The 24808-nt window shown below is 66.5% G+C and carries 25 protein-coding genes; 10 read left to right on the forward strand and 15 right to left on the reverse strand.

Annotated features, from left to right (window positions below; translation table 11 throughout):
• Positions 1-38: 38 nt before the first annotated feature.
• Together I6F21_RS12230 and ftsE are read right to left on the reverse strand one after the other, a co-directional pair.
• Positions 39-1007 (reverse strand): ABC transporter permease, encoded by a 969-nt coding sequence (locus I6F21_RS12230; protein ID WP_225147392.1) that lies wholly within the window; start codon positions 1005-1007, stop codon positions 39-41.
• A complete protein-coding gene (ftsE, locus tag I6F21_RS12235) occupies positions 1000-1659 on the reverse strand; it encodes a cell division ATP-binding protein FtsE (protein WP_057028593.1) in 660 nt (219 codons plus the stop codon). Before ftsE ends, I6F21_RS12230 begins: the two co-directional genes overlap by 8 nt.
• A gap of 180 nt (positions 1660-1839) precedes the next feature.
• Here ftsE and I6F21_RS12240 point away from each other — a divergent pair, with 180 nt between their 5' ends.
• Positions 1840-2718, forward strand: a complete 879-nt coding sequence (locus I6F21_RS12240) for an MJ0042-type zinc finger domain-containing protein (protein WP_225128574.1) — start codon at positions 1840-1842, stop codon at positions 2716-2718.
• Between the two features lie 37 nt (positions 2719-2755).
• Positions 2756-3130, forward strand: a complete 375-nt coding sequence (locus I6F21_RS12245) for a response regulator (RefSeq protein ID WP_035996894.1) — start codon at positions 2756-2758, stop codon at positions 3128-3130.
• Positions 3131-3333: 203 nt separating this feature from the next.
• Here the strand turns inward: I6F21_RS12245 and I6F21_RS12250 are convergent, their stop codons facing one another.
• Complete coding sequence (locus I6F21_RS12250) at positions 3334-6000, reverse strand: TIGR02302 family protein (RefSeq protein ID WP_225183158.1); 2667 nt, start codon at positions 5998-6000, stop codon at positions 3334-3336.
• A gap of 169 nt (positions 6001-6169) precedes the next feature.
• Here I6F21_RS12250 and I6F21_RS12255 point away from each other — a divergent pair, with 169 nt between their 5' ends.
• Positions 6170-6553: a carboxymuconolactone decarboxylase family protein gene (locus tag I6F21_RS12255; protein ID WP_225183159.1), complete on the forward strand. Its 384-nt coding sequence runs from the start codon at positions 6170-6172 to the stop codon at positions 6551-6553.
• A gap of 218 nt (positions 6554-6771) precedes the next feature.
• The gene (locus tag I6F21_RS12260) at positions 6772-7680 is read left to right on the forward strand and encodes an NAD(P)-dependent oxidoreductase (RefSeq protein WP_225183160.1); all 909 of its coding nucleotides are present in this window, start codon (positions 6772-6774) and stop codon (positions 7678-7680) included.
• Between the two features lie 179 nt (positions 7681-7859).
• Here the strand turns inward: I6F21_RS12260 and lysA are convergent, their stop codons facing one another.
• The 3 genes from lysA to argH form a co-directional block, all read right to left on the reverse strand.
• Positions 7860-9125, reverse strand: coding sequence for a diaminopimelate decarboxylase (gene lysA / locus I6F21_RS12265; RefSeq protein WP_225140780.1), 1266 nt, complete (start codon positions 9123-9125; stop codon positions 7860-7862).
• A 23-nt stretch (positions 9126-9148) separates the two neighbouring features.
• On the reverse strand, positions 9149-9442 hold the full coding sequence (locus I6F21_RS12270; protein ID WP_035996882.1) for a lipoprotein: 294 nt from the start codon (positions 9440-9442) through the stop codon (positions 9149-9151).
• A 94-nt stretch (positions 9443-9536) separates the two neighbouring features.
• The gene (argH, locus tag I6F21_RS12275; protein WP_225128567.1) at positions 9537-10934 is read right to left on the reverse strand and encodes an argininosuccinate lyase; all 1398 of its coding nucleotides are present in this window, start codon (positions 10932-10934) and stop codon (positions 9537-9539) included.
• 100 nt (positions 10935-11034) lie between these two features.
• Here argH and I6F21_RS12280 point away from each other — a divergent pair, with 100 nt between their 5' ends.
• Positions 11035-11700: a TlpA disulfide reductase family protein gene (locus I6F21_RS12280; protein WP_225183161.1), complete on the forward strand. Its 666-nt coding sequence runs from the start codon at positions 11035-11037 to the stop codon at positions 11698-11700.
• Positions 11701-11704: 4 nt separating this feature from the next.
• On the opposite strand, the gene I6F21_RS12285 is transcribed toward I6F21_RS12280, so the two are convergent.
• From I6F21_RS12285 to I6F21_RS12310, 6 genes are all read right to left on the reverse strand, one after another.
• A complete protein-coding gene (locus I6F21_RS12285; protein ID WP_225183162.1) occupies positions 11705-11899 on the reverse strand; it encodes a hypothetical protein in 195 nt (64 codons plus the stop codon).
• Positions 11900-12103: 204 nt separating this feature from the next.
• Positions 12104-12985, reverse strand: coding sequence for a 3-hydroxybutyryl-CoA dehydrogenase (locus I6F21_RS12290; protein ID WP_035996839.1), 882 nt, complete (start codon positions 12983-12985; stop codon positions 12104-12106).
• A 197-nt stretch (positions 12986-13182) separates the two neighbouring features.
• A complete protein-coding gene (locus tag I6F21_RS12295) occupies positions 13183-14127 on the reverse strand; it encodes an FAD-binding protein (RefSeq protein ID WP_036020748.1) in 945 nt (314 codons plus the stop codon).
• Positions 14127-14876, reverse strand: a complete 750-nt coding sequence (locus I6F21_RS12300) for an electron transfer flavoprotein subunit beta/FixA family protein (RefSeq protein ID WP_109142244.1) — start codon at positions 14874-14876, stop codon at positions 14127-14129. The genes I6F21_RS12295 and I6F21_RS12300 overlap by 1 nt, the downstream gene beginning before the upstream one ends.
• A gap of 126 nt (positions 14877-15002) precedes the next feature.
• Positions 15003-15575, reverse strand: coding sequence for a cob(I)yrinic acid a,c-diamide adenosyltransferase (locus I6F21_RS12305; RefSeq protein WP_035996833.1), 573 nt, complete (start codon positions 15573-15575; stop codon positions 15003-15005).
• A gap of 2 nt (positions 15576-15577) precedes the next feature.
• Positions 15578-15772 (reverse strand): twin transmembrane helix small protein, encoded by a 195-nt coding sequence (locus I6F21_RS12310; RefSeq protein ID WP_036020744.1) that lies wholly within the window; start codon positions 15770-15772, stop codon positions 15578-15580.
• A gap of 312 nt (positions 15773-16084) precedes the next feature.
• Between I6F21_RS12310 and I6F21_RS12315 the strand changes: the two genes are divergently transcribed.
• Positions 16085-16978: a YihY/virulence factor BrkB family protein gene (locus tag I6F21_RS12315; RefSeq protein WP_109142243.1), complete on the forward strand. Its 894-nt coding sequence runs from the start codon at positions 16085-16087 to the stop codon at positions 16976-16978.
• Here the strand turns inward: I6F21_RS12315 and I6F21_RS12320 are convergent.
• Positions 16905-18158 (reverse strand): ATP-binding protein, encoded by a 1254-nt coding sequence (locus I6F21_RS12320; RefSeq protein WP_225142850.1) that lies wholly within the window; start codon positions 18156-18158, stop codon positions 16905-16907. The genes I6F21_RS12315 and I6F21_RS12320 overlap by 74 nt on opposite strands.
• A 101-nt stretch (positions 18159-18259) precedes the next feature.
• Entirely contained in the window at positions 18260-19132 is an 873-nt protein-coding gene (gene gluQRS, locus I6F21_RS12325) for a tRNA glutamyl-Q(34) synthetase GluQRS (protein WP_225142852.1), read from the reverse strand.
• A gap of 184 nt (positions 19133-19316) precedes the next feature.
• On the opposite strand from gluQRS, the gene I6F21_RS12330 reads away from it, so the two are divergent.
• A complete protein-coding gene (locus I6F21_RS12330; protein WP_225142854.1) occupies positions 19317-19970 on the forward strand; it encodes a DNA-3-methyladenine glycosylase 2 family protein in 654 nt (217 codons plus the stop codon).
• Here the strand turns inward: I6F21_RS12330 and I6F21_RS12335 are convergent.
• Entirely contained in the window at positions 19967-20854 is an 888-nt protein-coding gene (locus tag I6F21_RS12335; RefSeq protein ID WP_225142856.1) for a LysR family transcriptional regulator, read from the reverse strand. The genes I6F21_RS12330 and I6F21_RS12335 overlap by 4 nt on opposite strands.
• Before the next feature lie 181 nt (positions 20855-21035).
• Between I6F21_RS12335 and I6F21_RS12340 the strand changes: the two genes are divergently transcribed.
• Genes I6F21_RS12340 through I6F21_RS12350 form a run of 3 tightly spaced genes read left to right on the forward strand, consistent with a single transcriptional unit; the run spans position 21036 to position 24775 of the window.
• The gene (locus I6F21_RS12340; protein WP_035996871.1) at positions 21036-22010 is read left to right on the forward strand and encodes a nitronate monooxygenase family protein; all 975 of its coding nucleotides are present in this window, start codon (positions 21036-21038) and stop codon (positions 22008-22010) included.
• Positions 22011-22044: 34 nt separating this feature from the next.
• Positions 22045-23226, forward strand: coding sequence for an ABC transporter substrate-binding protein (locus tag I6F21_RS12345; RefSeq protein WP_036020716.1), 1182 nt, complete (start codon positions 22045-22047; stop codon positions 23224-23226).
• 22 nt (positions 23227-23248) lie between these two features.
• Positions 23249-24775, forward strand: coding sequence for an acyl-CoA synthetase (locus I6F21_RS12350; protein WP_225142895.1), 1527 nt, complete (start codon positions 23249-23251; stop codon positions 24773-24775).
• The last annotated feature ends 33 nt before the right edge of the window (positions 24776-24808 follow it).

Here is a 24808-nt window from a genome sequence, read left to right on the forward strand (position 1 = left end):
CACCTTCTCCCACAAGGGGAGAAGGGAAGAAAAGAAACTCAATCAACATCGTTCAATGTCGCGAACAGCGTTTGGCGCGAGGCGACTGCGGTAATGGCGCCGATCAGGACGGCCTGAACCGCGAGCACGATGTAGCCGGAGGGGCGCAGCGAGAAGGTGCCGAGCAGCGCGGCGAACTGGTCGCCGACGGGAGTCCCGGAAAACCAGCCTGCGATGGACTCGGAGAAGCCGAACATCAGCATGGCGGCACCGCCGCCGATCACGCCGCCCTCCAGGCCCAGCCTGAGGAAATGACGCAGGAAGTGGTTGGCGATGTAGCGGTCGCCGGCGCCAACGAAATGCAGGACCTCGACGATCGGACGGTTCGCCGCCATTGCGCCGCGCGTCGCGAACGACACCGAGATGATGGTTGCGACGATGACGAGCGCGAGGATGCCGAGGCCGGCCAGCACGGTGGCGTTCGTCATCAGGCGCATGCGCTCGATCCAGGCGCGGTGATCGTCGACGCTGGCGCCCGGCGCGACCTGCGCCACGCGCGCGCGCAAGGCGCCGAGATCGAGCGGCGTGCCCGGCTGCACGCGCGCGATGATCATGCGTGGCACCGGCAGATCGTCCATCGACAGGCCGGTGCCGAGCCAGGGCTCGAGCAGCTTGCCGCTCTCGTCCCTGGTGAACGGCTTGACCTCGACGATACCGGCTTGCGTGCGCATCGCTTCCGCCACGGCGGCGGTGTCGCGATCGAGATCGCGGCCGGCCTGCGGACGAATCTGGATGGTGATTTCGCTCGCGACATCCGATTGCCATTCGGCGGCGGAGGCACTCACCAGCAGCACCGTGCCCGTGGCCATCGAGGCGAGGAACGTCATGATGGCGACCACCGCGAGCAGCGCTCTCCCGTGGATCGAGGCGCGCGGCACGATCGGCGACATGTTGCGCGCCTTGGCCGGAAGCTGCGGACGCTCCTGCCCGAGATCGACCAGCACGCCGCGCTCGTCCAGCCTACTCATAGACGTGCAGCCGTCCCTGGTGCAGCACCAGGCGCCGCGCCTCGTACTGGTCCATCAGGCCGATGTCGTGGGTCGCGATGATGACGGCGGTGCCTGATTTGTTGAGCTCGATGAACAACCGCAGCAGCCGACGGCCGAGCGTCGGATCGACGCTGCCGGTCGGCTCGTCCGCGAGCAGCAGCTGCGGCCGCGAGATCACGGCGCGCGCGATCGCGGCGCGCTGCTTCTCGCCGCCTGACAGGATCGGCGGCAGCGCGTCCATGCGGTCGCCGAGGCCGACCCAGCGCAACAGATCGATCACCTCCTTGCGGTAGCTCGACTCGCTGCGGCCCATGACGCGGAACGGCAGCGCGACGTTCTCATAGGTCGTCATGTGATCGAGCAGGCGGAAATCCTGGAGCACGATGCCGATGCGCTTGCGCAGGTCTGCGATCTCGTCCTTGCCGAGCTGCGAGATGTCGTGGCCGAACAGGTTGACGAGGCCCCGCGTCGGTCGATGCGACAGGAACAACAGGCGCAGCAGGGACGTCTTGCCGGCACCTGACGGCCCGGTGAGAAACTGGAAGGAATGCGCGGGGATCTGGAAGGTGAGGTCGCGCAAAATCTCCGGCCCCAGACCGTAACGCAATCCGACATTTTCGAACCGAACCAAGCTCAGCTCCGTTCGAGAGGGGGCGCGGGCCGCATTGCGGCGGTCCGCCATACGCGATCAACGGGTTTTGCCGCCGTTATGGTTTCCGGTTCGTTAACGGTCGCCCAGTAGCATAAGGGGCGCCCGGTCTCCGCGACCGTGGCATCGTCAAGACCTTCGTTCATGCATCAAGGCTCGTCCATGCATATCGTCTGCCCCCATTGTATGACATCCTACGCCATCAAGCTCGCGAGCCTTGGGGCGAACGGGCGGGCGGTCCGCTGCTCCCGCTGCAAGGAGACCTGGATCGCCCACGCCGAGGATGCCATCGAGGAGGCGTCCGTTCCGGCCATGGCCGCGGCCAGCCGAGCCGACGACCAGTCCGACCTCGCCGAACAATGGAACTCCTATGCCAAGGACGACGGCGCCACTGATACGCCGGTCGTCGATAGTCCCTCGATCGCCAGCGACTGGCCGGATGAGGAGACCCGCGAGACCGAGGACGAATGGTCGGCAGCGGCCCGGCAGGCCGAAGAGGAGGCCGTCGGCGCGCAACACCAGTCCTGGTTCCGCAGCCTGTTCCCCCGCCGCGGCGCGCGGGTGAGCCGCCCGGTCGCCACCACAGCTCCGCGCAAATCCTATCTTGGCCTGCCGACCGCCTGCGCCGCGATGGGCGCGCTGGTGCTGGCACTGGTGCTCTGGCGCGGCGACGTGGTGCGGCTGCTGCCGCAGACGGCAGCGTTCTACAAGATGGTCGGGCTCGAGGTGAACTTGCGGGGTCTCGCCTTCAAGGACGTCAAGCTCTCCAGCGAGACCGTGGACGGTAAACAGGTGTTGGTGATCGAGGGCGTCATCGTCGGCGAGGGCAAGAAGCCGCTCGACATTCCGCGGCTGCGTTTTGCCGTGCGCGACGCCCAGGGCGCGGAGATCTATGCCTGGAATGCGGTGCTGGAGCAGACCGTGCTGCGGCCAGGTGAGCGCGCCTTCTTCCGCTCGCGCCTGGCCTCACCGCCGCCGGAAGGCCGCAACATCGACGTTCGTTTCTTCAACCGGCGCGACATTGCCGGCGGCAGCGTATAATCGCCCCCCAGGGGAGGTTGATACCAAGGTTCGTCTCATGCCGAAGATCTTGATCGCCGACGACGAGGATTCGATGCGCGCGCTGGTGGCGCGCGCCATCGCCATGGACGGCCACGAGACCGTCACCGCCCAGGACGGCGCAGAGGCGCTGGAGATCCTGACCCGCGAGGATGGCGCCTTCGACCTGTTGCTCACCGACATCCAGATGCCGGTGATGGACGGCATCGCGCTGGCGCTCTCCGCGGCGCGCGATTTTCCCGACCTGACCATCCTGCTGATGACCGGCTTTGCCGACCAGCGCGAGCGCGCCTCGAACCTGAACGCGCTGGTGCATGACGTCGTGACCAAGCCGTTCTCGGTCGCCGATATCCGCACGGCGGTCGCCGATGCGCTGGCGGCGAAGAAGGGCTAGCGTCGGCGGTATCCCCATATCGTCATTGCGAGCGCAGCGAAGCAATCCAGACTGCCGGCGCGGAAAGACTCTGGATTGCTTCGCTGCGCTCGCAATGACGAAAACTGTGGCGCGATCGTAGCCCGCATCAGCGCAGCTAATATGCGGGAACACTGCCCCGGATGTCGCTGCGCTCATCCGGGCTACGAGAACTGAGCCGTCCCTCAAAACTCCTTCAGCAGCCGCTCGAGATAGTCGAGCTCGATCTGCGGCCGCGAAGGATCGCCGAGACGGCGGCGGAGCTCTTCGAGAATACGGCGGACCCGCTGTGTGTCGATCTCGCCGGGAATCTTGACCGTGTAATCGTCGCCATATTCGCGCCCATGCAGCGGCCGGCCGAGCGGATCGGTCTGGTTGCCGCCGCTCTGCTGCCGGCCGGCACGCTGGCCGGGGCCGTCGCCCTGGCCGTCGCCATCACCCTGCTGCATCGCCTCGGCCATCTTCTGCGCACCCTTGCGCATGGCGTCGAGTGCCTTGCCCTGCGAGTCCACGGCGCCGTCGGCATTACCCTCGCCGAGCTTTGATCCGGCATCGCCCATGGCACCGTCGGCTGCGTCCAGGCTGCCGTCATCGCCCTGGTCGCCGTCCTGATCGCCGTTCTGGCCGGGCTGGCCCTGTTCGCCTTGCTGCCCCTTCTGGCCCTTCTGTGCCTGCTGGCCCTGCTGACCCTTCTGCCCCTTCTGGGTGAGGCCGCGCTTGGCAAGCTCGTCCTGCAGCTTCTTCAGGCGGTCGCGCAGTCCCTGCTGGTCCTGCTGCAGCTCCGACATGGACTGATCGCCCTGCTGCTGCTTGCCGCGCGAGCGGTCGCGCCGGGAGTCCTGGCCCTGCTTGAACGTCTTGTCGCGCAATTGCTGCTGCTTGCGGATCATGTCGCCGAGCTCATTGAGCGCCTGCTCCATGTCGCTCTCGCCGGACTGTCCCGGCTGCGCCATCTGCAGGCCTTCCAGCATCTGCTGGAGCTGGTCGAGCAATTGCTTGGCGGCATCCTTGTCGCCGGAGCGCGACAGGCGCTCCATCCGGTCGATCATGTTCTGCAGATCCTGCTGGCGCAGGACCTTGGTGTTCGGATCGAGCGGCCGCGCCAGCTGCTGCGGGTCATTGTTGTTGCGGAACTGCTCGGCGAGCTGACGCATGAAATCGTTCAGCGCCTGACGCAGATCCTGCGTGAGCTTCTTGATCTCCTCGTCGCTCGCGCCGCGCTCCAGCGCCTGCTTCAGCGCCTCCTGGGCCGCGCGCAACGCCTTCTCGACGTCGGAGATCTTGCCGTCCTCGATCGTCACCGCAAGCGCCCACAGGCTCGCCACGACCTCGCGCAGGGCATCGTCGGTACGCGCCGCTTCGAGCTGCCGGGCCACGCTGTGCAGGCCGAGATATTGTCCCGGCTCCGGCGTGAACATCTCGGGCGCGATCATCAGGCCGTCGAGCGCGGCATAGACGTCCGAATTCTTGTTGGCGTCGAGCGCGAGGATGCGGCGCTGCTCGATCAATGCACGGGCCAGCGGCTTGGTGAAGAGCCGCTCGGGCAGGCGCATGTTGAACGGCTCGCTGGCGGCCTCGTTGCCGGCCTCGTCCTTGGCCGTGAGCGTCAGCGTGACCTCGGCGCCGGCATAGGGATCCTCGCTGAGATCCTTCACGGATTGCCCGACGCCGTTGCGGGTACGCGCATTCGGCAGCGCGAGCGGAAATTTCGGCGGCTGGAACAGCGGCCGCGCCGTCCTGCTGTCGCCATCGCCGACGGCGGCCTTCGGACCATCCTTAGGGCCATCCTTGGCACCATCTTTGGCGTCGGTCGGCCGCGGGGCGAATTTCGCCTCGGCGCCGGTGACGCCGTAATCGTCCTCGATCTTGTAGGAGAGCTGGAGCGCGCCGCGCGCCTGGCGCTCCGGGTCCTTCGCGAGCGCGATCGTCGGCGGACGATCCGGCGTGGCGGCGAAGGCCCATTGCGGCTGGCCGGAGGGCGCCCGGACATGCGCGGTGCCGTCGCCGGAAATCGCGAAATGCCTTTCGTTGGTCCCCTTGGGGCTGGCTTCGGCCGGGGCGACCTCCTTGAGGCCGCCGGAGACGGCGACATCCAAATTGCCGCCGGAGGAGCGCACGATCAGGGTCGAGCCGGCGGGAACGGCAAGCGGGCCGCTGGCGGGCAGCGCCGCGGCTTCCTTGTTGGCGGCCGACAGGATGACCGGCGGCCTGCCGGTGTAGAGCGGCGGCGTGACCCAGGCATCGACGCGAACATTGGCCGGCGCCAGCACCCCGTTCCAGTCGAAGGCGGCGCCAAGGCGCATCGCACGCTCGTCACCCGCGGCAAAGAAGGTCGCGACCAGCATCACCATCACGAGGGCACGCAGCGCCCAGGGGTCGTGAAGCGCGAGCCGGGGCTGCGGCACACCGGCGCGGATGCGCTTGATGGAGGCAAGCGTCCGCTCGCGCTGCGCCTGCCACAGCGCCTGCGCGACCGGGTCCTGTGAGGTCAGCGTGTCCGTGAGCGCGGTGGCCGGGCGGTGCCGGATGCCGGAGCCACGGTCGAGCCGGGCCAGCGCTTCCTCGCGGCTCGGCCAGCGGAAGCGAATCAGCGGGAACAGGGCGGCCGCCGCGATCGCGGCGAAGAGGGCGAGACCGACGGCCCTGGCCGTGAACGGCAGCGCCAGCCAGAGGCCGGCCCAGGACACCACCAGGAACAGGCCGACGACGGTCAGAAGGCGCGCCGCATTGGGCCAGGCACGCTCCCACGCGATGGCATAAGTCGCCCGATCAAGGGCCTGCGCCAGCTTCAGCCGCGACAGCGCATCGCCGTTGCGGATCGGGTCTGACGGCTCGGGGGGGACGCCGTTCAATCAACTCTCCAGGTTGCCCGGTAGAGCAGAGCCTATCACAACGGCAGCACTGAGGCATCCGTTCCCGTACGGGAGCGCCTCCTTTTCCCGCATAACACGAGGACGTGACTGGCCGGGTGCAACCCCGTAATTTCCGCGCGCCAATCTCGAGGGAAACGAAGGAAACGCCATGGACAAGAAGATGCACGACAAGGGCCTGGAAGTCCGCAAAGCTGTGCTGGGCGAGGCCTATGTCAACAACGCCCTGAAGAACGTCGACGATTTCAACCGCCCGTTCCAGGAGATGCTCAACGAATATTGCTGGGGCACGGTGTGGGCCCGCGAGGAGCTGCCGCGCAAGACCCGCAGCATGCTCAACATCGCCATGATCGCGATCCTCAACCGTCAGCACGAGTTTCGCGCGCACCTGAAGGGCGCGCTGACCAACGGCGTCACCCGCGAGGAGATCCGCGAGATCCTGATGCAGGTCGCGATCTATGGCGGCATGCCCGCCGCGGTCGACAGCTTCCGCATCGCGCGCGAGGTGTTCGCAGAGATCGACGGGAAGGCGTGAGACCCAGCGCCAATCTCAACTGTCGTCCCGGGGCGCGCGAAGCGCGAGCCCGGGACCCATAGCAACAGGACGATGTTGCTACGACGACTCGGAGCGGCGCCTTTGCGGGACGATTCCTCCTTGTTGTGGTTATGGGTCCCGGACCGGCGCGCGCTTTAGGGCGCGCTTGTCCGGGACGACATCGGTGTGCGCGTTTTCAACAACCAAAGGGAAACACCATGGACATCGGATTCATCGGGCTCGGAAACATGGGTTTCCCGATGGCGCGGCGGCTGATCGAGGCGGGGCACAGGCTCGTCGTATTCGACACGCGCAAGGAGGTTATCGGCAAGCTGGTCGCGCGCGGTGCCCTTGCCGCGTCGTCGCCGAAGGACGTCGCTGACCAGGCCGAGACCGTCATGGCGAGTTTGCCTTCGCTGCAGGCTTCACTCGACGTCGCAACGGGAGCGAACGGCGTGATCGAGGGCAGGCGCGCCAAACGCTTCGTCGATCTCTCCACCGTCGGCTCGGCAATGGCTGTGAAGATTCACGGGCTGCTCGCCGAGCGCGGCATCGTGCAGATCGACTGTCCCGTCTCCGGCGGCGTCGGCGGCGCCGAGAAGGGCACGCTTGCCGTGATGGTGTCGGGCCCGAAAGCCGAGTTCGAGCTGCTCAAGCCCGCGCTCGAGGTGATCGGAAAGGTGTTCTTCATCGGCGAGAAGCCGGGCGCGGCGCAGACCATGAAGCTCGCCAACAATTTTCTGTCGGCGACCGCGATCGTCGCGACGTCGGAAGCCGTGGTGATGGGCGTGAAGGCCGGGCTCGATCCCGCCGTGATGATCGACGTCATCAATGCCGGCTCGGGCATGAACACCGCGAGCCGCGACAAGTTTCCGCGCGCGGTGCTGCCGCGCACCTTCGACTTCGGCTTCGCCACGGGATTGATGGTGAAGGACGTGCGGCTGGCGCTGGAGGAGATGAAGCAGCTCGGCCTGTCGATGGAGGTCGCCGACGCGGTCGGACGGTTGTGGGAAACGGTGATCAGCGCCGAAGGCGCCGAGTCCGATTTCACCGCGGCGATCAAGCCGATCGAGAAGAAAGCGGGTGTCGTGGTGGGTGGAGCGAAGGGCGGAGTGACGGGGAAGTAGCGCTGCCCCTCCGCTCGTCGTCCCGGGGCGCGCGCAGCGCGAGCCCGGGACCCATAACCACAGGACAACGTGTGGCGAAGACTCGGAGTTACTAGCTTGGCGTCACAATGACTGCCTGGGAGTATGGGTCCCCGCCTACGCGGGGACGACACCGCGGCTGTTGAGCCGATGTCGTCAACTCACAGCCACGGCGCCGGCGTGTCCATTGCAATGAGCTGCTCCACCTCGATGCGCGGGCGCACCACGGCGTATTGGTCGCCCTTCACCAGCACCTCCGGCACCAAGGGCCGGGTGTTGTAGGTTCCGGCCTGCACCGCGCCATAGGCGCCTGCGGTCATGATGGCGAGGAGATCGCCGGGCGCGGGCGTCGGCAACGTGCGGTCGAGGGCAAGATAGTCGCCGGTCTCGCAGACCGGGCCGACGACATCGGCCTTGATGGTGGCGGCGCCCTTGGCGGGCTGCTTCACCGCCAGGATGTCGTGATGCGCCTCGTACAGTGTCGGGCGGATCAGGTCGTTCATGGCCGCGTCGATGATGACGAAATTCTTGCCGTCGCCGTGCTTCACATAGATCACCTTCGCGACCAGGATGCCGGCATTGCCGACGATCATGCGGCCCGGCTCGAACATCAGCGTGCAGCCGAGATTGTGGCTGACGCGCTTGACCATGGCGGCATAGGCGGCCGGCGCCGGCGGCGCCTCGCGATCCATGTAATAGGGAATGCCGAGACCGCCGCCGAAATCGACGTGGCTGATGTCGTGGCCGTCGCCGCGCAGCTCCTGTACGAATTCGGAGAGGATGCGGAACGCGGTCTCCATGCCGGACAGGTCGGTGATCTGGCTGCCGATATGCACGTCGGTGCCGGTCACCTTGATTCCGGGCAGCTTCGCCGCGCGCGCATAGACCTCGCGGGCATGCACGATCGGGATGCCGAACTTGTTCTCGGACTTGCCGGTGGAGATCTTTGCATGCGTGCCGGCATCGACGTCGGGATTGACGCGGAGCGAGATGCGCGCGGTCTTGCCCATCTCGGTCGCCAGGCGCGACAGCAGCTCGAGCTCCGGCTCGGATTCGACGTTGAGGCAGAGGATGTCGGCGGCGAGCGCCGCGCGCAGCTCTGCCTCGGTCTTGCCGACGCCGGAGAAGACGATCTTGCTGGCGGGAATGCCGGCGGCCAAAGCGCGCTTCAGCTCGCCGCCCGAAACCACGTCGGCGCCGGCGCCGAGCTTGGCCAGCGTCCGCAGCACCGACTGGTTGGAGTTCGCCTTCATGGCGTAGCAGACCAGCACCTTCTCGCCGGCAAAGGCCTCGGTGAAGACGCGGTAATGCCGCTCCAGCGTTGCGGTCGAATAGCAGTAGAACGGCGTGCCGACGGTGGCGGCCAGCTCGGACAGGTTCACCGCCTCGGCGTGCAGCACGCCGTTGCGATAGTCGAAATGGTTCATGGCGCAGGCTCGGTTGTCCCGGCTTATTTCTTGCCGGGAGGTTCGTCCAGGAGCGGGTCGAGAATAAACGATTTCTTCCGGCCCTTGGCCGCCGCGGGCGCAGCATCCGCGCTGGCCGTGGGTTCGAACAGGCTCGGCGCCTTCTGGGCCGCGGTCTCGGGCTCGACGGGTGCGGCGCCGGTGGCTGCGGGGGCGTTGGAGGCGGTCGGCGGCAGATCCAGCGGGCCCTTGCGGCCGCAACCTGCAAGCGCGAGCGCCGTCAGGCTCAAGACAATGATGGCCCACCCCGAGCCGGCCGGGCGAAACTTTGACGTCACGACGAAAATCCCCACTACGCGCGGCGCACCATACAGAGATTGGCGCGTTCTGGCGAGAGCCGGATGACCATGAAACATAAGCGAAATTTTGCCCTCAGCCCAATTTTCGCTCTTTTTCCAGCCGCTTCGCCCAGGCCTTGGCCTGGGACGCCACGTTCTTCGGCGCGGTGCCGCCAAAGCTGGTGCGGCTCTTCACCGACGATTCGACCGACAGCACGCCGAGCACGTCCTTGGTGATTTTGGGCTCGATCGCCTGCATTTCCTTGAGCGGCAGCTCGTGCAGCGCGACGCCCCCCTCGGCGGCCTTGGCGACGATGCGGCCCGTGACGTGGTGCGCCTCGCGGAACGGCATCTTCAGCGTCCGCACCAGCCAGTCGGCGAGGTCGGTCGCCGTGGCATAGCCCTCGCCCGCGGCCGCCTTCATCTTGGCTTCGTCCGGAACGAGATCACGGACCATGCCGGTCATGGCGCGGATTGCCAGCGACAGCGCGGCAAAACCCTCCATGGCGCCCTGCTTGTCCTCCTGCATGTCCTTTTGATAGGCGAGCGGCAGGCCCTTCATGACGATCAGGAGGCCGTTGAGCGCGCCGATGACGCGGCCGGTCTTGGCGCGCACCAGCTCGGCGGCATCCGGGTTGCGCTTCTGCGGCATGATCGAGGATCCCGTGGTGAACTTGTCGCTGAGCCGGATCATGCCGACCAGCGGCGAGGTCCAGATCACGATCTCCTCGGCAAAGCGCGACATGTGCACGGCGCAGATCGAGGCGGCCGACAGCGTCTCCAGCACGAAATCGCGGTCGGAGACGGCATCGAGCGAGTTCGCCATCGGGCGGTCGAACAGGAGCGCCTTCGCGGTGGCATGGCGGTCGATCGGGAACGAGGTGCCGGCGAGCGCAGCCGCGCCCAGCGGCGATTCGTTCAGCCGCTTGCGGGCGTCCTGGAAGCGGCCGCGGTCGCGCGCCGCCATCTCGACATAAGCCAGCAGGTGATGGCCGAACGTGACGGGCTGCGCCGTTTGCAGATGCGTGAAGCCGGGCATCACGGTTGCGGCGTGCTCCAGCGCGCGGTCCACCAGGGCCTGCTGGAACGCGGCGAGCGCGGCATCGGTCTCGTCGATGACGTCGCGGACGAACAGACGGAAGTCGGTGGCGACCTGGTCGTTGCGCGAACGCGCGGTGTGCAGCCTTCCGGCGGCCGGGCCGATCAGCTCCGACAGGCGGCTCTCGACATTCATATGGATGTCCTCGAGCGCGCGCTTGAATTCGAAGCCGCCCTTGCCGATCTCTGACAGGATTGTGTCTAGACCCTTGCCGATATTTTTCGCATCAGAAGCCGTGATGATGCCCTGATTGGCCAACATCGCGGCGTGGGCCTTGGACGCGGCAATGTCCTGGGCGAAGAGGTGACGATCGACGTCGATGGAGACGTTGATCTCTTCCATGATCTCGTCGGGGCGTTCCGAGAACCGGCCGCCCCACATCTTGTTGCTCATGATCCCCTGCTCACGCCTGATTTGCCGCACGTTTGCTGGCCGCGGCCAGCCGTATTAAGAGGCCCCTGATAGCCATATCTGCGACCGGATGACAAACGATATGCTCGACCAGAAGCCCTCCGCCACGCGCCGCATCCCCTTCGTCATCGCCGCCGTGGCGATCGTCGGGCTGGCCGGCTTCGCCGCGCTGTACGGGCTCGGCCCGAGCCGGGCGCCCTTGGGCGATCCGACCTGCAAGGCGGCGGTGGCGACGGCGCAGAAGATCGCCCCGTTCGCCCATGGCGAGGTGGCGGCGCTGACCATGGCGAGCGCCCCGCTGAAGCTGCCCGACCTCACCTTCGAGGATGCCGAGGGCAAGCCGAAGAAGCTGTCCGACTTCCGCGGCAAGACCCTGCTGGTGAACCTCTGGGCCACCTGGTGCGTGCCCTGCCGCAAGGAGATGCCGGCGCTGGACGAGCTCCAGGGCAAGCTATCGGGCCCGAATTTCGAGGTGGTGGCGATCAACATCGACACCCGCGACCTGGAGAAGCCGAAAACCTTCCTGAAAGAGGCCAACCTGACCCGGCTCGCCTATTTCAGCGACCAGAAAGCCAAGGTGTTCCAGGAGCTTAAGGCCGTGGGACGGGCACTGGGCATGCCCACCTCCGTGCTGGTCGACCCGCAGGGGTGTGAAATCGCGACGATCGCGGGGCCGGCGGAATGGGCGAGTGAGGACGCGCTCAAGCTGATCCGCGCGGCAACCGGCAAGGCCGCCGCGGCGCTTTAAGAGTTTAGGCCGTCACATTGAGATTGCCGCCGACGCCGGGGGCGACATTGGCGAGCGAGGGCTGGCCGGTGCCGAGCAGCGTCAGGACGGTGGATTTCTCCATATCCGCGTTCTGCTTGGTCAGCGTCGCCGCGATATTCGACTGCAGCGCGCCTTGCTGTGCGGTCAGCATGCTGCTGACCATTGCCATCATGTCCATTACGCGAACCCTCGTACCGGCCGTAACCTAGGCGCGAGAGGTTAACGCGACATGAATTGTCATGGAGCAGTACGGGCAATCGTGTCCCGGACAAGGGGCGGCACGCAAGTGACGCACCGCAGAGCCGGGACCTAGCCTTCAGCGCGCGGCTCCTGGGCCTCGGCTCTGCAGCGCTCCGCGCTGCGTCCGGGGCACAAGGCCACCTTACCGCGTCGGCACCGGCTTGGCGCCGCGGTAGTCGTAGAAGCCGCGCTGGGTCTTGCGGCCGAGCCAGCCGGCCTCGACGTATTTGACCAGCAGCGGGCACGGGCGGTACTTGGAGTCGGCCAGCCCCTCGTGCAGCACCTGCATGATGGAGAGGCAGGTGTCGAGCCCGATGAAATCGGCAAGCTCGAGCGGACCCATGGGATGGTGGGCGCCCAGTTTCATCGCCGCGTCGATCGCCTCGACGTTGCCGACGCCTTCATACAGCGTGTAGATCGCCTCGTTGATCATCGGCAGCAGGATGCGGTTGACGATGAAGGCCGGGAAATCCTCGGAGACCGCGACCTGCTTGCCGAGCTTGCCGACGAAGTCCTTGGCGGTCTCGAAGGTGGCGTCGTCGGTGGCGATGCCGCGGATCAGCTCGACCAGTTCCATCAACGGCACTGGATTCATGAAGTGAATGCCGATGAAGCGCTCCGGGCGGTCGGTGGCGGCGGCGAGGCGCGTGATCGAGATCGAGGACGTATCGGAGGCGACGATCGCCTCCGGCTTCAATACGGCGCAGAGCTCGTGGAAGATCTTGCGCTTGACCTCTTCCTTCTCGACCGCGGTCTCGATGACGAGGTCGCAATCGGCGAGATCGTCCAGCTTCTCGGCTAGCTTGATACGCGCAATCGCCTTGGCCCTGTCGTCCTCGGTGACGGCCTTCTTGGAGACCTGGCGCGCCAGATTGCCGTTGATGGTGGCCATGCCCGACTTGAGGCGGTCGGCCGAAACGTCGTTGAGCACCACGTCGAAGCCAGCGAGCGCCGCGACATGCGCGATGCCATTGCCCATCTGACCCGCGCCGATCACGCCGACCTTCTTGATCACTGCCGCCATATTGTCATCCACCGGAACGGCGCGCGGGGGGCGCGCCCTGCCTTTTCCCCTCGAGCCGGGAGGTCCGATTTAATCAGAACCTTGGCTCGAAACCTAGATTGGATCGCCTCCAAGGGCGCGCCCCACGCCAAAGAAAACGCCTCTGAAACGCAACACCGGCCGGAGTTTATACCTCCGGCCGGTGTTTTCGATGCCTTTTACTTGCCGAGCTTGCCGAGTTCGGCGGTCAGCTCCGGAACCGCCTGGTAGAGATCGGCGACCAGGCCGTAGTCGGCGACCTGGAAGATCGGCGCGTCCTCGTCCTTGTTGATCGCAACGATCACCTTGGAGTCCTTCATGCCGGCCAGATGCTGGATCGCGCCGGAAATGCCGACCGCGACATAGAGCTCGGGGGCCACCACCTTGCCCGTCTGGCCGACCTGCCAGTCGTTCGGCGCATAGCCGGCATCGACCGCGGCGCGCGAGGCACCGACACCGGCCCCAAGCTTGTCCGCGAGCGGCTCGATGTACTTGGCAAAGTTCTCGCGGCTCTGCATGGCGCGGCCACCGGAGACGATGATCTTGGCCGAGGTCAGCTCGGGGCGATCGCTCTTGGCGACTTCCTCACCGACGAAAGTCGACAGGCCCGGATCGGCCGCCGCCGCCACGGTCTCGACCGGGGCGCTGCCGCCCTCGCCTGCTGCGGCGAAGGTCGAGGTGCGGACCGTGATGACCTTCTTGGCGTCCTTCGACTTCACCGTCTGGATGGCGTTGCCGGCGTAGATCGGGCGCTCATAGGTATCGGGCGCGACCACCTTGGTGATCTCCGAGACCTGCATGACGTCGAGCAGAGCGGCGATGCGGGGCATCACGTTCTTGAAGCGCGAGGTCGCCGGCGCGACGATGGCGTCATAGCCGGACGCCAGCGACACCACCAGCGCAGCCAGCGGCTCGGCGAGATCGTGCGCGTAGAGGTCGCCATCGGCGAGCAGCACCTTCTTCACGCCAGCGAGCTTGGCAGCGGCATCCGCCGCGGCCTTGGCGTTCTGGCCGGCGACCAGCACCTCGACATCCGCGCCAAGCGCGGCAGCTGCGGTCAGGGCCTTGTTGGTGGCGTCCTTGAGCGACGCATTGTCGTGTTCGGCAATCAGAAGCGTCGTCATCAGAGCACCCCGGCTTCGTTCTTGAGTTTCGACACCAGCTCGGCGACGTCCTTGACCTTGACGCCGGCCTTGCGGCCCGCGGGCTCAGCCGTCTTCAGAACTTCGAGGCGCGCGGCGATGTCGACGCCGTAATCGGCGACCGTCTTCTCCGCGATCGGCTTCTTCTTCGCCTTCATGATGTTGGGCAGCGAGGCGTAGCGCGGCTCGTTGAGGCGGAGATCGGTGGTGATGATCGCCGGTCCCTTCAGCTTCACGGTCTGCAGACCGCCATCGACTTCACGCGTCACCTTGAAGTCGGTACCTTCGACCTCGAGCTTGGAGGCGAAGGTCGCCTGCGACCAGCCGAGCAGCGCGGCCAGCATCTGGCCGGTCTGGTTCGAGTCGTCGTCGATCGCCTGCTTGCCGAGAATGATCAGGCCCGGCTGCTCTTCGTCCGCAACCTTCTTCAGGATCTTGGCGACGGCGAGCGGCTCGACGGTGCCGTCCGCCTTCACCAGGATGCCGCGATCGGCGCCCATGGCAAGACCGGTGCGGATCGTTTCGGACGCCTGCGCAGGTCCAATCGAGACCACCACGACCTCGGTGGCCTTGCCGGCTTCCTTCAGGCGCAGCGCTTCCTCGACAGCGATTTCGTCGAAGGGGTTCATGGACATCTTGACGTTGGCGAGTTCAACGCCCGATCCATCGCCCTTGACGCGGACCTTGACGTTGTAATCGACCACCCGCTTTACCGGCACTAAGACCTTCATCGATCCTCTTTCACTCAATTTGGGAGGGGGGTTATCAACTGGCGCGGAACCTAAAGGCCCGATCTGCCCCGGTCAACGCGCGAACGGGTCTAATTTTGGCCTTCTGAAATGCGGGAGCGCGATGGGTCAGCGGTTCTGGCCGGGAACCCAGAGCACGTCGCCGGCGCCATTGCCGTTCACGACCCGGCTGGCCACGAAGAGAAAGTCGGACAGGCGATTCATATATTGGATGCCAGCCGCGCTGACCGGCTCGCCCGGCTGGGCCGCCAGTTCCACGATCACGCGTTCCGCCCTGCGGCATATCGTGCGCGCCACATGCAGATGGGCCGCGGCCGGCGTGCCGCCGGGAAGCACGAAGGAGGTCAGCGGCGCGAGCTTGTCGTTGAGCATGTCGATGTCGCGCTCGAGCCGCTCGACCTGGCTCGCCACCACCCGCAGCCGCTCGGCCTTGCCTTCCCGCTCCGGCACGGCGAGATCGGCACCAAGATCAAACAGATCGTTCTGGATGCGGCCGAGCATCGCATCGAGCTCGGGCATCTCCGCGGTGTAGAGCCTGACCACGCCGATCGCCGCGTTGGTCTCGTCGACGGTGCCATAGGCCTCGATGCGCAGATCGTATTTCGGACGCCGCTCTCCGGTTCCGAGCGCCGTCGTGCCATCGTCACCGGTCTTCGTGTAGATGCGGTTCAGCACCACCATGATCAGCGTCCCATCGCCCAGACCGCGAGCATCGCGACGATGATCGCCACGAACTGAAGCAGCACGCGCCAACGCATCAGCTTCTGCGAGGTGTTGGGCGAGCCGCCGCGCATCATGTTGATGAGCCCGAGCAGCAGCACCAGCGCCACGGCGCCGGCTGCGGCCGGCAGGATGAAAGTACTCAGAAAAGATGCCATTTGAGGGTAGATAACACCGTGTGTGCCGGTCCGCCATCTCCCCAGCTCGTCATTCCGGGGCGACGCGGCGGGATCGAGCGAAGCGAGACCCGGCGCGTCGAGCCCGGAATCCATCGCGCCACTTGCGCCGCGGCTAGATGGATTCCGGCCTCGCGCTGCGCGCGCCCCGGAATGACAAAGGGGGCTTCGCGAACTGGCTTTTGGGCCAAGAATATCAGATGGTAGCGCGATGATTTTTCGATTTGCGCCCATTGCTTGTTCTCCTGGCCTCTCCCTACGTTCAGAAGGAGACAGCAGCGGCGTAGGTGCCAAGTGAAAGCCATCCGCTACATCTACTGCGTCGCTGAGGACGCGTTCTACACGTTCCTCGCCGATGACGGCTGGGCGATCGCGAGCCACATCGCGCTCTCGACGCTGATGGCGCTGTTCCCATTCCTGATCGTGCTGACCGCGCTCGCCGGCTTCTTCGGCTCGAAGGAACTCGCCGACCAGGCCGCCAGCCTGATGCTCCAGGTCTGGCCCAAGCAGGTCGCCGATTCGATCTCGGGCGAGGTGCATGACGTGCTGACCACCACCCGGACCGGCCTTTTGACCATCGGCGCGGCGCTGTCGGTCTATTTCGCCTCGAACGGCGTCGAGGCGCTCAGGGTGGCGCTCAACCGCGCCTATGCGGTGGTGGAGATGCGAAGCTGGTACTGGCTTCGGCTGGAGTCGATTGCCTATACGATCATTGCGGCCTTCACGGCGCTCGCTATGGCGTTCCTGATCGTGCTCGGTCCGCTCATTATCGAGGCGGCGCGGCGCCACATTCCGCTGTTCGTCGAATCCAACGAGAGCATCCTCACCTGGGTGCGCTACGGCATCTCCATCGGCGCGCTGGTGGTGGCGCTGATCATCCTGCACGCCTGGCTGCCGGCGGGACGGCGCAGCTTCCTGCAGATACTGCCCGGCATCGTCTTCACCATCGTGGCGTCACTGATCTCCAGCATCGTGTTCGGCCAATACCTGGCCCGCTTTGCCAACAACTACGTGACCATGTATGCGGGCCTCGCCTCGGTGATCATCGCGCTGGTGTTTCTGTACTTCATCGCCGCGATCTTCGTTTACGGCGGCGAGCTCAATGCCGCGATCATCAAGTCGCGGCTTCCTCACGGCGTGTCGCTTCAAGCAGCGCAGTCGCTAAAGCCCTCGGAGACACAGGCTTGACCAGGAAGGCGTCGGCCCCGGCTTCGCGCGAGGCGGCCTCGTCCTCGCCGCGGCCGGACACGCCGATGATCGGGATCCGAGCCAGCGGGGTTGGCAGCCTGCGGATCCGCCGGATGGCCTCGATGCCGTCGATGCCCGGCAGCACCATGTCCATTAGCACCGCGTCGAATGCGCCCTGCTCCAGCCGGTTCACGGTGTCCTCACCGCGCCCGATGAACTCGGCGTGATGGCCGAGCTCGGTCAGGATGGTGTTGAGCACGACGCGGCCGAACGGATTGTCCTCGACGCTGAGAACGCGAAGCGCAGCGGCCGCCTCGGGCTCGCTACCGTCCTTTGCCTTGCGGGTCTTGCCCCGTCCCGCCAAGTCCAGCGACACCGTCAATGTGAAGGTGGCGCCGCCACCGCGGCGCGGAGCGACATTGATGTCGCCGCCCATCGCCCGCGCCAATTGCTTGACCGAGGAGAGCCCCAAGCCGGCGCCGCCGAAGCGTGCGGCGATGGTGACATTGGCCTGGGTGAACGGGCGGAAAAGCCGCTTGATCTCGGCCATGGTCAGGCCGATGCCGCTGTCGGACACGGCGAAAGCGACGCCGACCCTGCCCTTTGCTTTGCCTTTGGCGGGACGCCACGGCTCGACGGCGAGGGCTACTCCGCCCTGGTCGGTAAATTTCACGGCGTTGTCGATCAGGTTCTCAAGCGCGGCGCGCAGGCGGACGGAATCACCGACCACGAGCCCTGGGATCTTGTCGGCGATCTCGACCTTGGCCTGGAGACCTTTGGCCGCGGCGCGGCCGGCCAGGGAATCGCCGGCGGTGCGGGCGAGCGCCTTGAGATCGAACAGATCCTGGCGCGGCGTGCTGCCGCCCTTCTCCGTTCTGGCAGCATCCACGAACAGCGTGGCGAGGCTCGCCAGATGCTCGGCGCCGGCCTTGATGGTGTCGGCCCAGCGCCGCTCCCGCTCGCCGAGATCGGAGGTCGCGAGCAGGTCGCTGATCGCGAGAATGCCGGTCAGGGGGGTGCGGACCTCATGGGCAAACGCGGCCAGCGCCGCCTGGACGACATCAGGCGCAGCCGCCTTGGTGCTGCGCTTGCGCAACTGGCCGGCCGCCTTGGGCCGCTTCCGAAGCGGCCGCCGCCTGGACGTCCGGGTGGTGCGCACTGGACGCGTCTTCGCCGCCATGAATCCCCTTCGAAGTACCCTCTTCGAACCCCGCGCTGGCCAAGCATGGCACGGAGGAACGCCCGGAGTCACGGCGACGTTTCGCTAACCCCCAGAGAAACTTAACCTAATCCCACTAGCCGGCGGATCGCGGCAGGCGTGAGGCCGGCCGCGCGCAATTCGCGCAGACCGGTCGAGCGGCCCGATTTCGACAGCTTCCGACCCGCCTCATCGCGAATCAGCCGGTGATGGCGATAGGCCGGCTCGGGCAGGCCGAGCAGAACCTGGAGCAGGCGGTGCACCGCGGTGGCGTAAAACAGGTCCTGCCCCCGCACGATCTCGCTGGCGCCCTGGAGCGCGTCGTCGACGACCACCGAGAGATGGTAGCTGGTCGGCGTCTCCTTGCGGGCCAGGATGACATCGCCCCAGGCCTCCGGCCGCGCCGGCACCACGCCGCGCGCGCCGTCCGGCCCCTCGCCGAGCTCGTTCCAGCTCACGCCTGGGGCGTGACGGCAGGCGGCCGCCATGTCGAGCCGCAGCGCATAGGGCGCGCCCGAGGCGATCAGCCGCGAGCGCTCGTCAACCGACAGCGATTTGGCCTCGCCCGGATAAAGCGGCGCGCCGTCGGGATCGCGCGGCCACGGCCCGTCGGCCTCGCGCGCCGCGACCAGCCTTGCGATCTCGGCCCGACTTTCGAAGGCGGGATAGACGAGACTGAGCGCAGACATCTTGTCCAGCGCAGCGCGATAATCGGCGAGATGCTCCGACTGCCGCCGCACCGGCGTCTCCCAGGCAATCCCGAGCCAGGCGAGATCCTCGTAGATCGCCGTCTCGAACTCCGGCCGGCACCGCGTCACGTCGATGTCCTCGATCCGCAGCAACAACCGCCCGCCCGTCTTTCGCGCACGATCGAAGTTGAGCAGCGCGGAATAGGCGTGGCCGAGATGCAGGAAGCCGTTCGGGCTCGGGGCGAATCGGAAAACGGGTGGTGCCATCACATGAATCTCGTCATGGCCGGGCTTGTCCCGGCCATCCACGTTCTTCGGTACCACAGACCGATGGTGTCAACGTCACGAACAAACACCACGATCACCGCTCATGCTACACAGTGCCTCGCGGTGAGAAAGACGTGGATGGCCGGGACAAGCCCGCCATGACGCTGGAGAGAACCCGCCCGCCATGACCATCCACCTCGAAACCCAGTCCGATCTCGAAGAGGCCGTCCACACGCTGATCAAGCGCGATCCGCGGCTCAAGCCCGTGCTCGAGATCGCGGGCATGCCGGCGTTGCGGCGGCGCGAGCCCGGGTTTACGGGGCTCGCGCACATCGTCTGCGGGCAGCAGCTCTCCACCGCGAGCGCCGCGGCGATCTGGGGGCGGCTGTCGGCCGCATTCGATCCGCTCGACCATGACGCCGTGCGCCGCGCCCGCGCCGACCGGCTGGGGCGGCTCGGCCTCTCCGCCGCCAAGATCAAGACGCTCAAGCATCTCGCCCGCGAGATCGCCGCGCAGCGGCTGAATCTCGACGTGCTCGCCGAGGAGGATGCCGACGCCGCGCATCACACCCTGATCGCGCTGCCCGGCATCGGCCCCTGGACGGCCGACCTCTACTTGCTGTTCTGCCTCGGCCACGGCGATGCCTGGCCGGCCGGCGACCTCGCCGTGCAGGAAGGCATCCGTATCGGCCTCGGCCTCAAGGCGCGGCCGACGGAGAAGCAGATGGCGCCGATTGCCGAGCCCTGGCGTCCGCTGCGCGGTGCGGCGGCGCATCTGTGGTGGAGCTATTACCGCGCGGTGAAGAAGCGCGAGGGCGTGCTCGCGGAATCGGGCTAACCCCGCAGCCGCGCGCGGTCGGTCCGGGCGCATTCGGCGACGAATTCGATTACGGCGCGCACCGCCGGCAGCTCGACGAGGTCGGGATGGGCCAGCAGCCAGAGATCCGCAACGCTGGCGAGCTTCTGCGGGGCGACGCGCACGAGATCGGAATAGGCTTCGGCGACGAAGCACGACAGCGCGGAGATTCCGATGCCGGCGCGGACCGCCGCCAGCATGTCCCCCTGGGACGAGCAGCGCATCGCCACCCTTGCCTGCCGCATGACGACGTCGCTCCAGCGCGCAAGCTGCGCATTGGACGTCTGGTCGGCGAAGCCGATGACGCTGTGCTCCTTCCAATCGCCGCGCCTTTCCGGCAGGGACCGCCCGGCGGCATAATCGCGCGAGGCATAGAAGCCGGTGCCGAGACGGCCGATCTTGCGGCCGACCAGGTTCTCCTCCCCGGTATCGAAGGGCCGCAGCACCACGTCCGCCTCACGCCGGCGCACGCTCGCCGGAAATGGATGGGTGATGATCTCGAGCTGGATATGATCGTGCGCGCGCAGGAAGGCTGGCAAGCGCGGCATCAGCCAGTGCGAGGCCAGCGTCGCGCCGATCGACAGCTTGACGATGCCGCGCGCCTTGTGTCCACCCGCCGCCACTGCGGTTTCGGCCCGCAGCGCTGCGGCCGCCATGGCCTCGGCGTGCTCGCGCAAGGTCCGTCCATCCGCGGTCAGCGCCAGGCCATCGGCAGCCCGCGCCACCAATCTGGTGCCGAGCTGGGCTTCCAGCGCCGCGATCTTGCGGCTGACGGTGGGATGGCTGGTGTGCAGGCGGCGGGCGGCGGCGGTGAAGCTGCCGGTATCGGCGACCGCGACGAAGGTCTTGCAAAGGTCCCAATCCATCGGCGGCCCTGTTCATACCTGAATGATCGTCCGTTCATTATTGAACGGCCCGGGCGGCGCCGTCCAACCTTATAATGGGATCAAATCCGCGGCCACGGGCGGCCCATCCGCCCGCGCGACAATCAATACGGAAACGCCTCGTCATCCGCCCGCCGGCGGGGCCGCGTTTCGGGAGGACATGATGGCACTGCCCAATCTCTTGAAGGATTCGCTCGAGCTGCCCGTGGTCGGCTCGCCGCTGTTCATCGTCTCCGGCCCGGAACTGGTGATCGCCCAGTGCAAGGCGGGCGTCGTCGGCTCCTTTCCCGCGCTCAATGCCCGTCCGGTCGAGAAGCTCGGCGAATGGCTGAGCCGGATCGAAGACGAGCTCGGCGAGTACAAATCGCGCAATCCCGGCAAGAAGGTCGCGCCCTACGCCGTCAACCAGATCTGCCATGCCTCCAACGACCGGCTGATGAAGGACATGGAGACCTGCGTCAAGCACAAGGCGCCGATCATCATCACCTCGCTGCGGCCGCCGGCGGAGATCGTCGAGGCCGCGCATTCCTATGGCGGACTGGTGTTCCACGACGTCATCAACGTCAAGCACGCGCGCAAAGCGGCCGAGCAGGGCGTCGACGGCCTGATCCTGGTCTGCGCCGGTGCGGGCGGACACGCCGGCACGCTGTCGCCCTTTGCGCTGGTGCGCGAGGTCAAGCAATGGTTTGACGGCGCCGTCCTGCTGTCGGGCGCGATCAGCGACGGCTATGGCATCGCCTCGGCGCTGACGCTGGGCGCCGACCTCGCCTATATGGGCACGCGCTTCATCGCGACGCAGGAAGCCAATGCCGACCAAGCCTACAAATCGGCGCTGACGCAGCACGCCGCGCACGACATCGTCTACACCAACCTGTTCACCGGCGTGCACGGCAATTATCTCGGTCCGTCGATCGCTGCCGCCGGCCTCGATCCGGACAACCTCCCCGCCGCCGACAAATCGAAGATGAATTTCGGCTCCGGCGGCAACATGAAATCCAAGGCGTGGCGCGACATCTGGGGATCGGGCCAGGGCATCGGCCAGATCACCGATGCCCCGCCCGTCGCGGAGCTCGTCGACCGCATGAAGCGTGAATTCGATCAGGCGAGGCAGGATTTCCTGATGCGCGTCAGCGCCTGACGTCTCCAACTGACAAGACAAACGGGAGGATATCATGAAGCTGGCAGCCGCACTGATCGGTCTGTCCCTGCTGGCACTCGCCACGGACAGCGCCCACGCCGAAGGCACGGAGATCCGGATCGGACAGACCCTGCCCTATAGCGGCCCGGCCTCCGGCTTCGGCGCGATCGGCCGCACGCAGGAGGCGTTCTTCGAGAAGATCAATGCCGAAGGCGGCATCAACGGCCGCAAGGTCAAGTTCATCACGCTGGACGATGCCTACTCGCCGCCGAAGACGGTCGAGCAGACCCGCAAGCTGGTGGAGCAGGACGAAGTGCTGATGCTGTTCGGCTCGCTCGGCACCGCCACCAACAGCGCCGTGCATCGCTACCTCAACGGCAAGAAGGTGCCGCAGCTGTTCGTGCTTTCCGGCGCGACCAAATGGGCCGATCCGCAGAAATATCCATGGACCATGCCCGGCATGGCCGCCTATGAATCCGAAGGCGTGGTCTATGCCAAGCACGTGCTGCGCACCAAGCCGGGCGCCAAGATCGCCATCCTCTCCCAGAACGACGATTTCGGCCGCGACTACGTCGCCGGCTTCAAGCGCGCGCTCGGCGACAAGGCTGCCGGCATGATCGTTGCGGAAGCGACCTACGAGACCAGCGCGCCGACGATCAGCTCGCAGCTCTCGACCCTGAAGGCATCGGGCGCCGACGTGCTGTTCGGCGTCGTGCTCGGCAAGTTCACCTCGCAGATGATCAAGGGCGTCGCCGAGCTCGGCTGGAAGCCCGAGCTGTTCTTCGTGCCGACCTCGGCCTCGTCGATTTCGTTCCTGGAGCCGGCCGGGCTCGACAACGCCGTCGGCCTGATCTCGTCGAGCAACCAGAAGGACACGATGGACCCGCAATGGGCCAGCGATCCCGGCGTGAAGGAGTATTTCGCCTTCATGAAGCAGTACATGCCGAACGCGGATCTCTCCAACTCCAACTATGCGGCCGGCTACCATTACGCGACGCTGCTGATGACGGTGCTGAAGGCGTGCAAGGACGATTTCAGCCGCGACAACATCATGCGCCAGTCCGCCTCGCTGAAAGAGGTGAAGCTGCCGCTGCTGCTGCCCGGCATATCCGTCAGCACCGCCGCCGACGACTATCTGCCGTTCCAGCAGCTGCAGCTGCGGCGCTTCAACGGCAAGAGCTGGGTCGGCTTCGGCGACGTGCTGGACGATCGCTGACTCCAACGGAATGGGAATGACCATGATCATCAGCGGCGAACGCCGGATCGGCCATGACGAGATCCAGGCGCGCATCAGACGCGCGGCGAGCGGGCTGCGCGCCCTCGACCTTGCCGCAGGCGCACCGGTTGCCATGATGCTGCGCAACGACTTCGCCTTGTTCGAGGTGGTCGCGGCCTCGGCCGCACTGGGCAGCCCCGTGGTGCCAATCAATTGGCACCTGAAGGCCGAGGAGGTCCGCTACATCCTGACCGACAGTGGCGCGAAGATCCTGATCTGCCACGCCGACCTGCTGCCACAAATCCGCGGCGGCATTCCGGAGGATGTCCGCCTGCTCGTGGTCGCAACACCGCCCGAGCTGGCGGCGACCTTCGCCATTCCCCGTGAGCTGACCGAGATCTCTTCGGGCCTGACCGATTGGGACCGCTGGCGCGACGGCCACACGGAAACAGAGGAGCCGCCGCGCCGGGCCGCGGCGATGATCTACACGTCGGGGACCACAGGCATGCCGAAGGGCGTGCGGCGCATGCCGATGCCGCCGGAGCAGGCCGCCGCCTCGGAGCGCGTCGGCGCGATCGCCTACGGCATCAAGCCGCGCGAGGACCAGGTCGTGCTGATCAACGGTCCGATGTATCACTCGGCGCCGCATTCCTACGGCATGATGGCCTTCCGCAACGGCTGCACCATCGTGCTTCAGCCGCGGTTCGACGCCGAGGAGCTGCTGGCGCTGATCGAGCGCCACCGTGTGACGCATATCCACATGGTGCCGACCATGTTCGTGCGCCTGTTGCGCCTGCCCGAAGCGGTCAGGCAGCGCTACGACCTGTCGTCGCTGCGCTTCGTCGTGCACGGCGCGGCGCCCTGCCCGCCCGAGGTGAAGCGGGCGATGATCGAGTGGTGGGGACCGGTCATCAACGAATATTTCGGCTCGACTGAGACCGGCATCCCGGTCTGGCACTCGGCCGAAGAGGCGCTGAAGAAGCCCGGCACGGTCGGCCGCGCCATCGAAGGTGGCATCGTCAAGATCTTTCGCGACGACGGCAGCCTCTGCGATGCTGGTGAGGTCGGCGAGATCTACATGCGCCAGACCGCGGTGCCGGATTTCGACTATCACGGCAAGGCGCAGGCGCGCGCCGAGGCCGGGCGCGACGGTCTCGTCAGCGTCGGCGATGTCGGCTATCTCGATGAGGACGGCTATCTGTTCCTCTGCGACCGCAAGCGCGACATGGTGATCTCGGGCGGCGTCAACATCTATCCCGCCGAAATCGAGAACGTGTTGATCGCGATGCCCGGCGTGCGCGATTGCGCCGTGTTCGGCATTCCGGACGCGGAATATGGCGAGCGGCTGTGCGCCTGCATCGAGCCCGACAGGGCCGAGCAGCTCTCCGCCGCCGCGGTGCAGGCTTATCTGCGCGAGCGTCTGGCCAACTTCAAGGTGCCGAAGGAGGTCAAGTTCCTGGATGCGCTGCCCCGCGAGGCAACCGGAAAGATCTTCAAGCGCAAGCTGCGCGACCCCTATTGGGCGGACCGGAGGCCGGGCGGCGATTAAGTCGTCCTCCGGCCGCGTCCGCACGTGCGGAAT

The sequence above is a fragment of the Bradyrhizobium sp. NBAIM03 genome, from assembly GCF_020194055.1.
Lineage (GTDB): Bacteria > Pseudomonadota > Alphaproteobacteria > Rhizobiales > Xanthobacteraceae > Bradyrhizobium > Bradyrhizobium yuanmingense.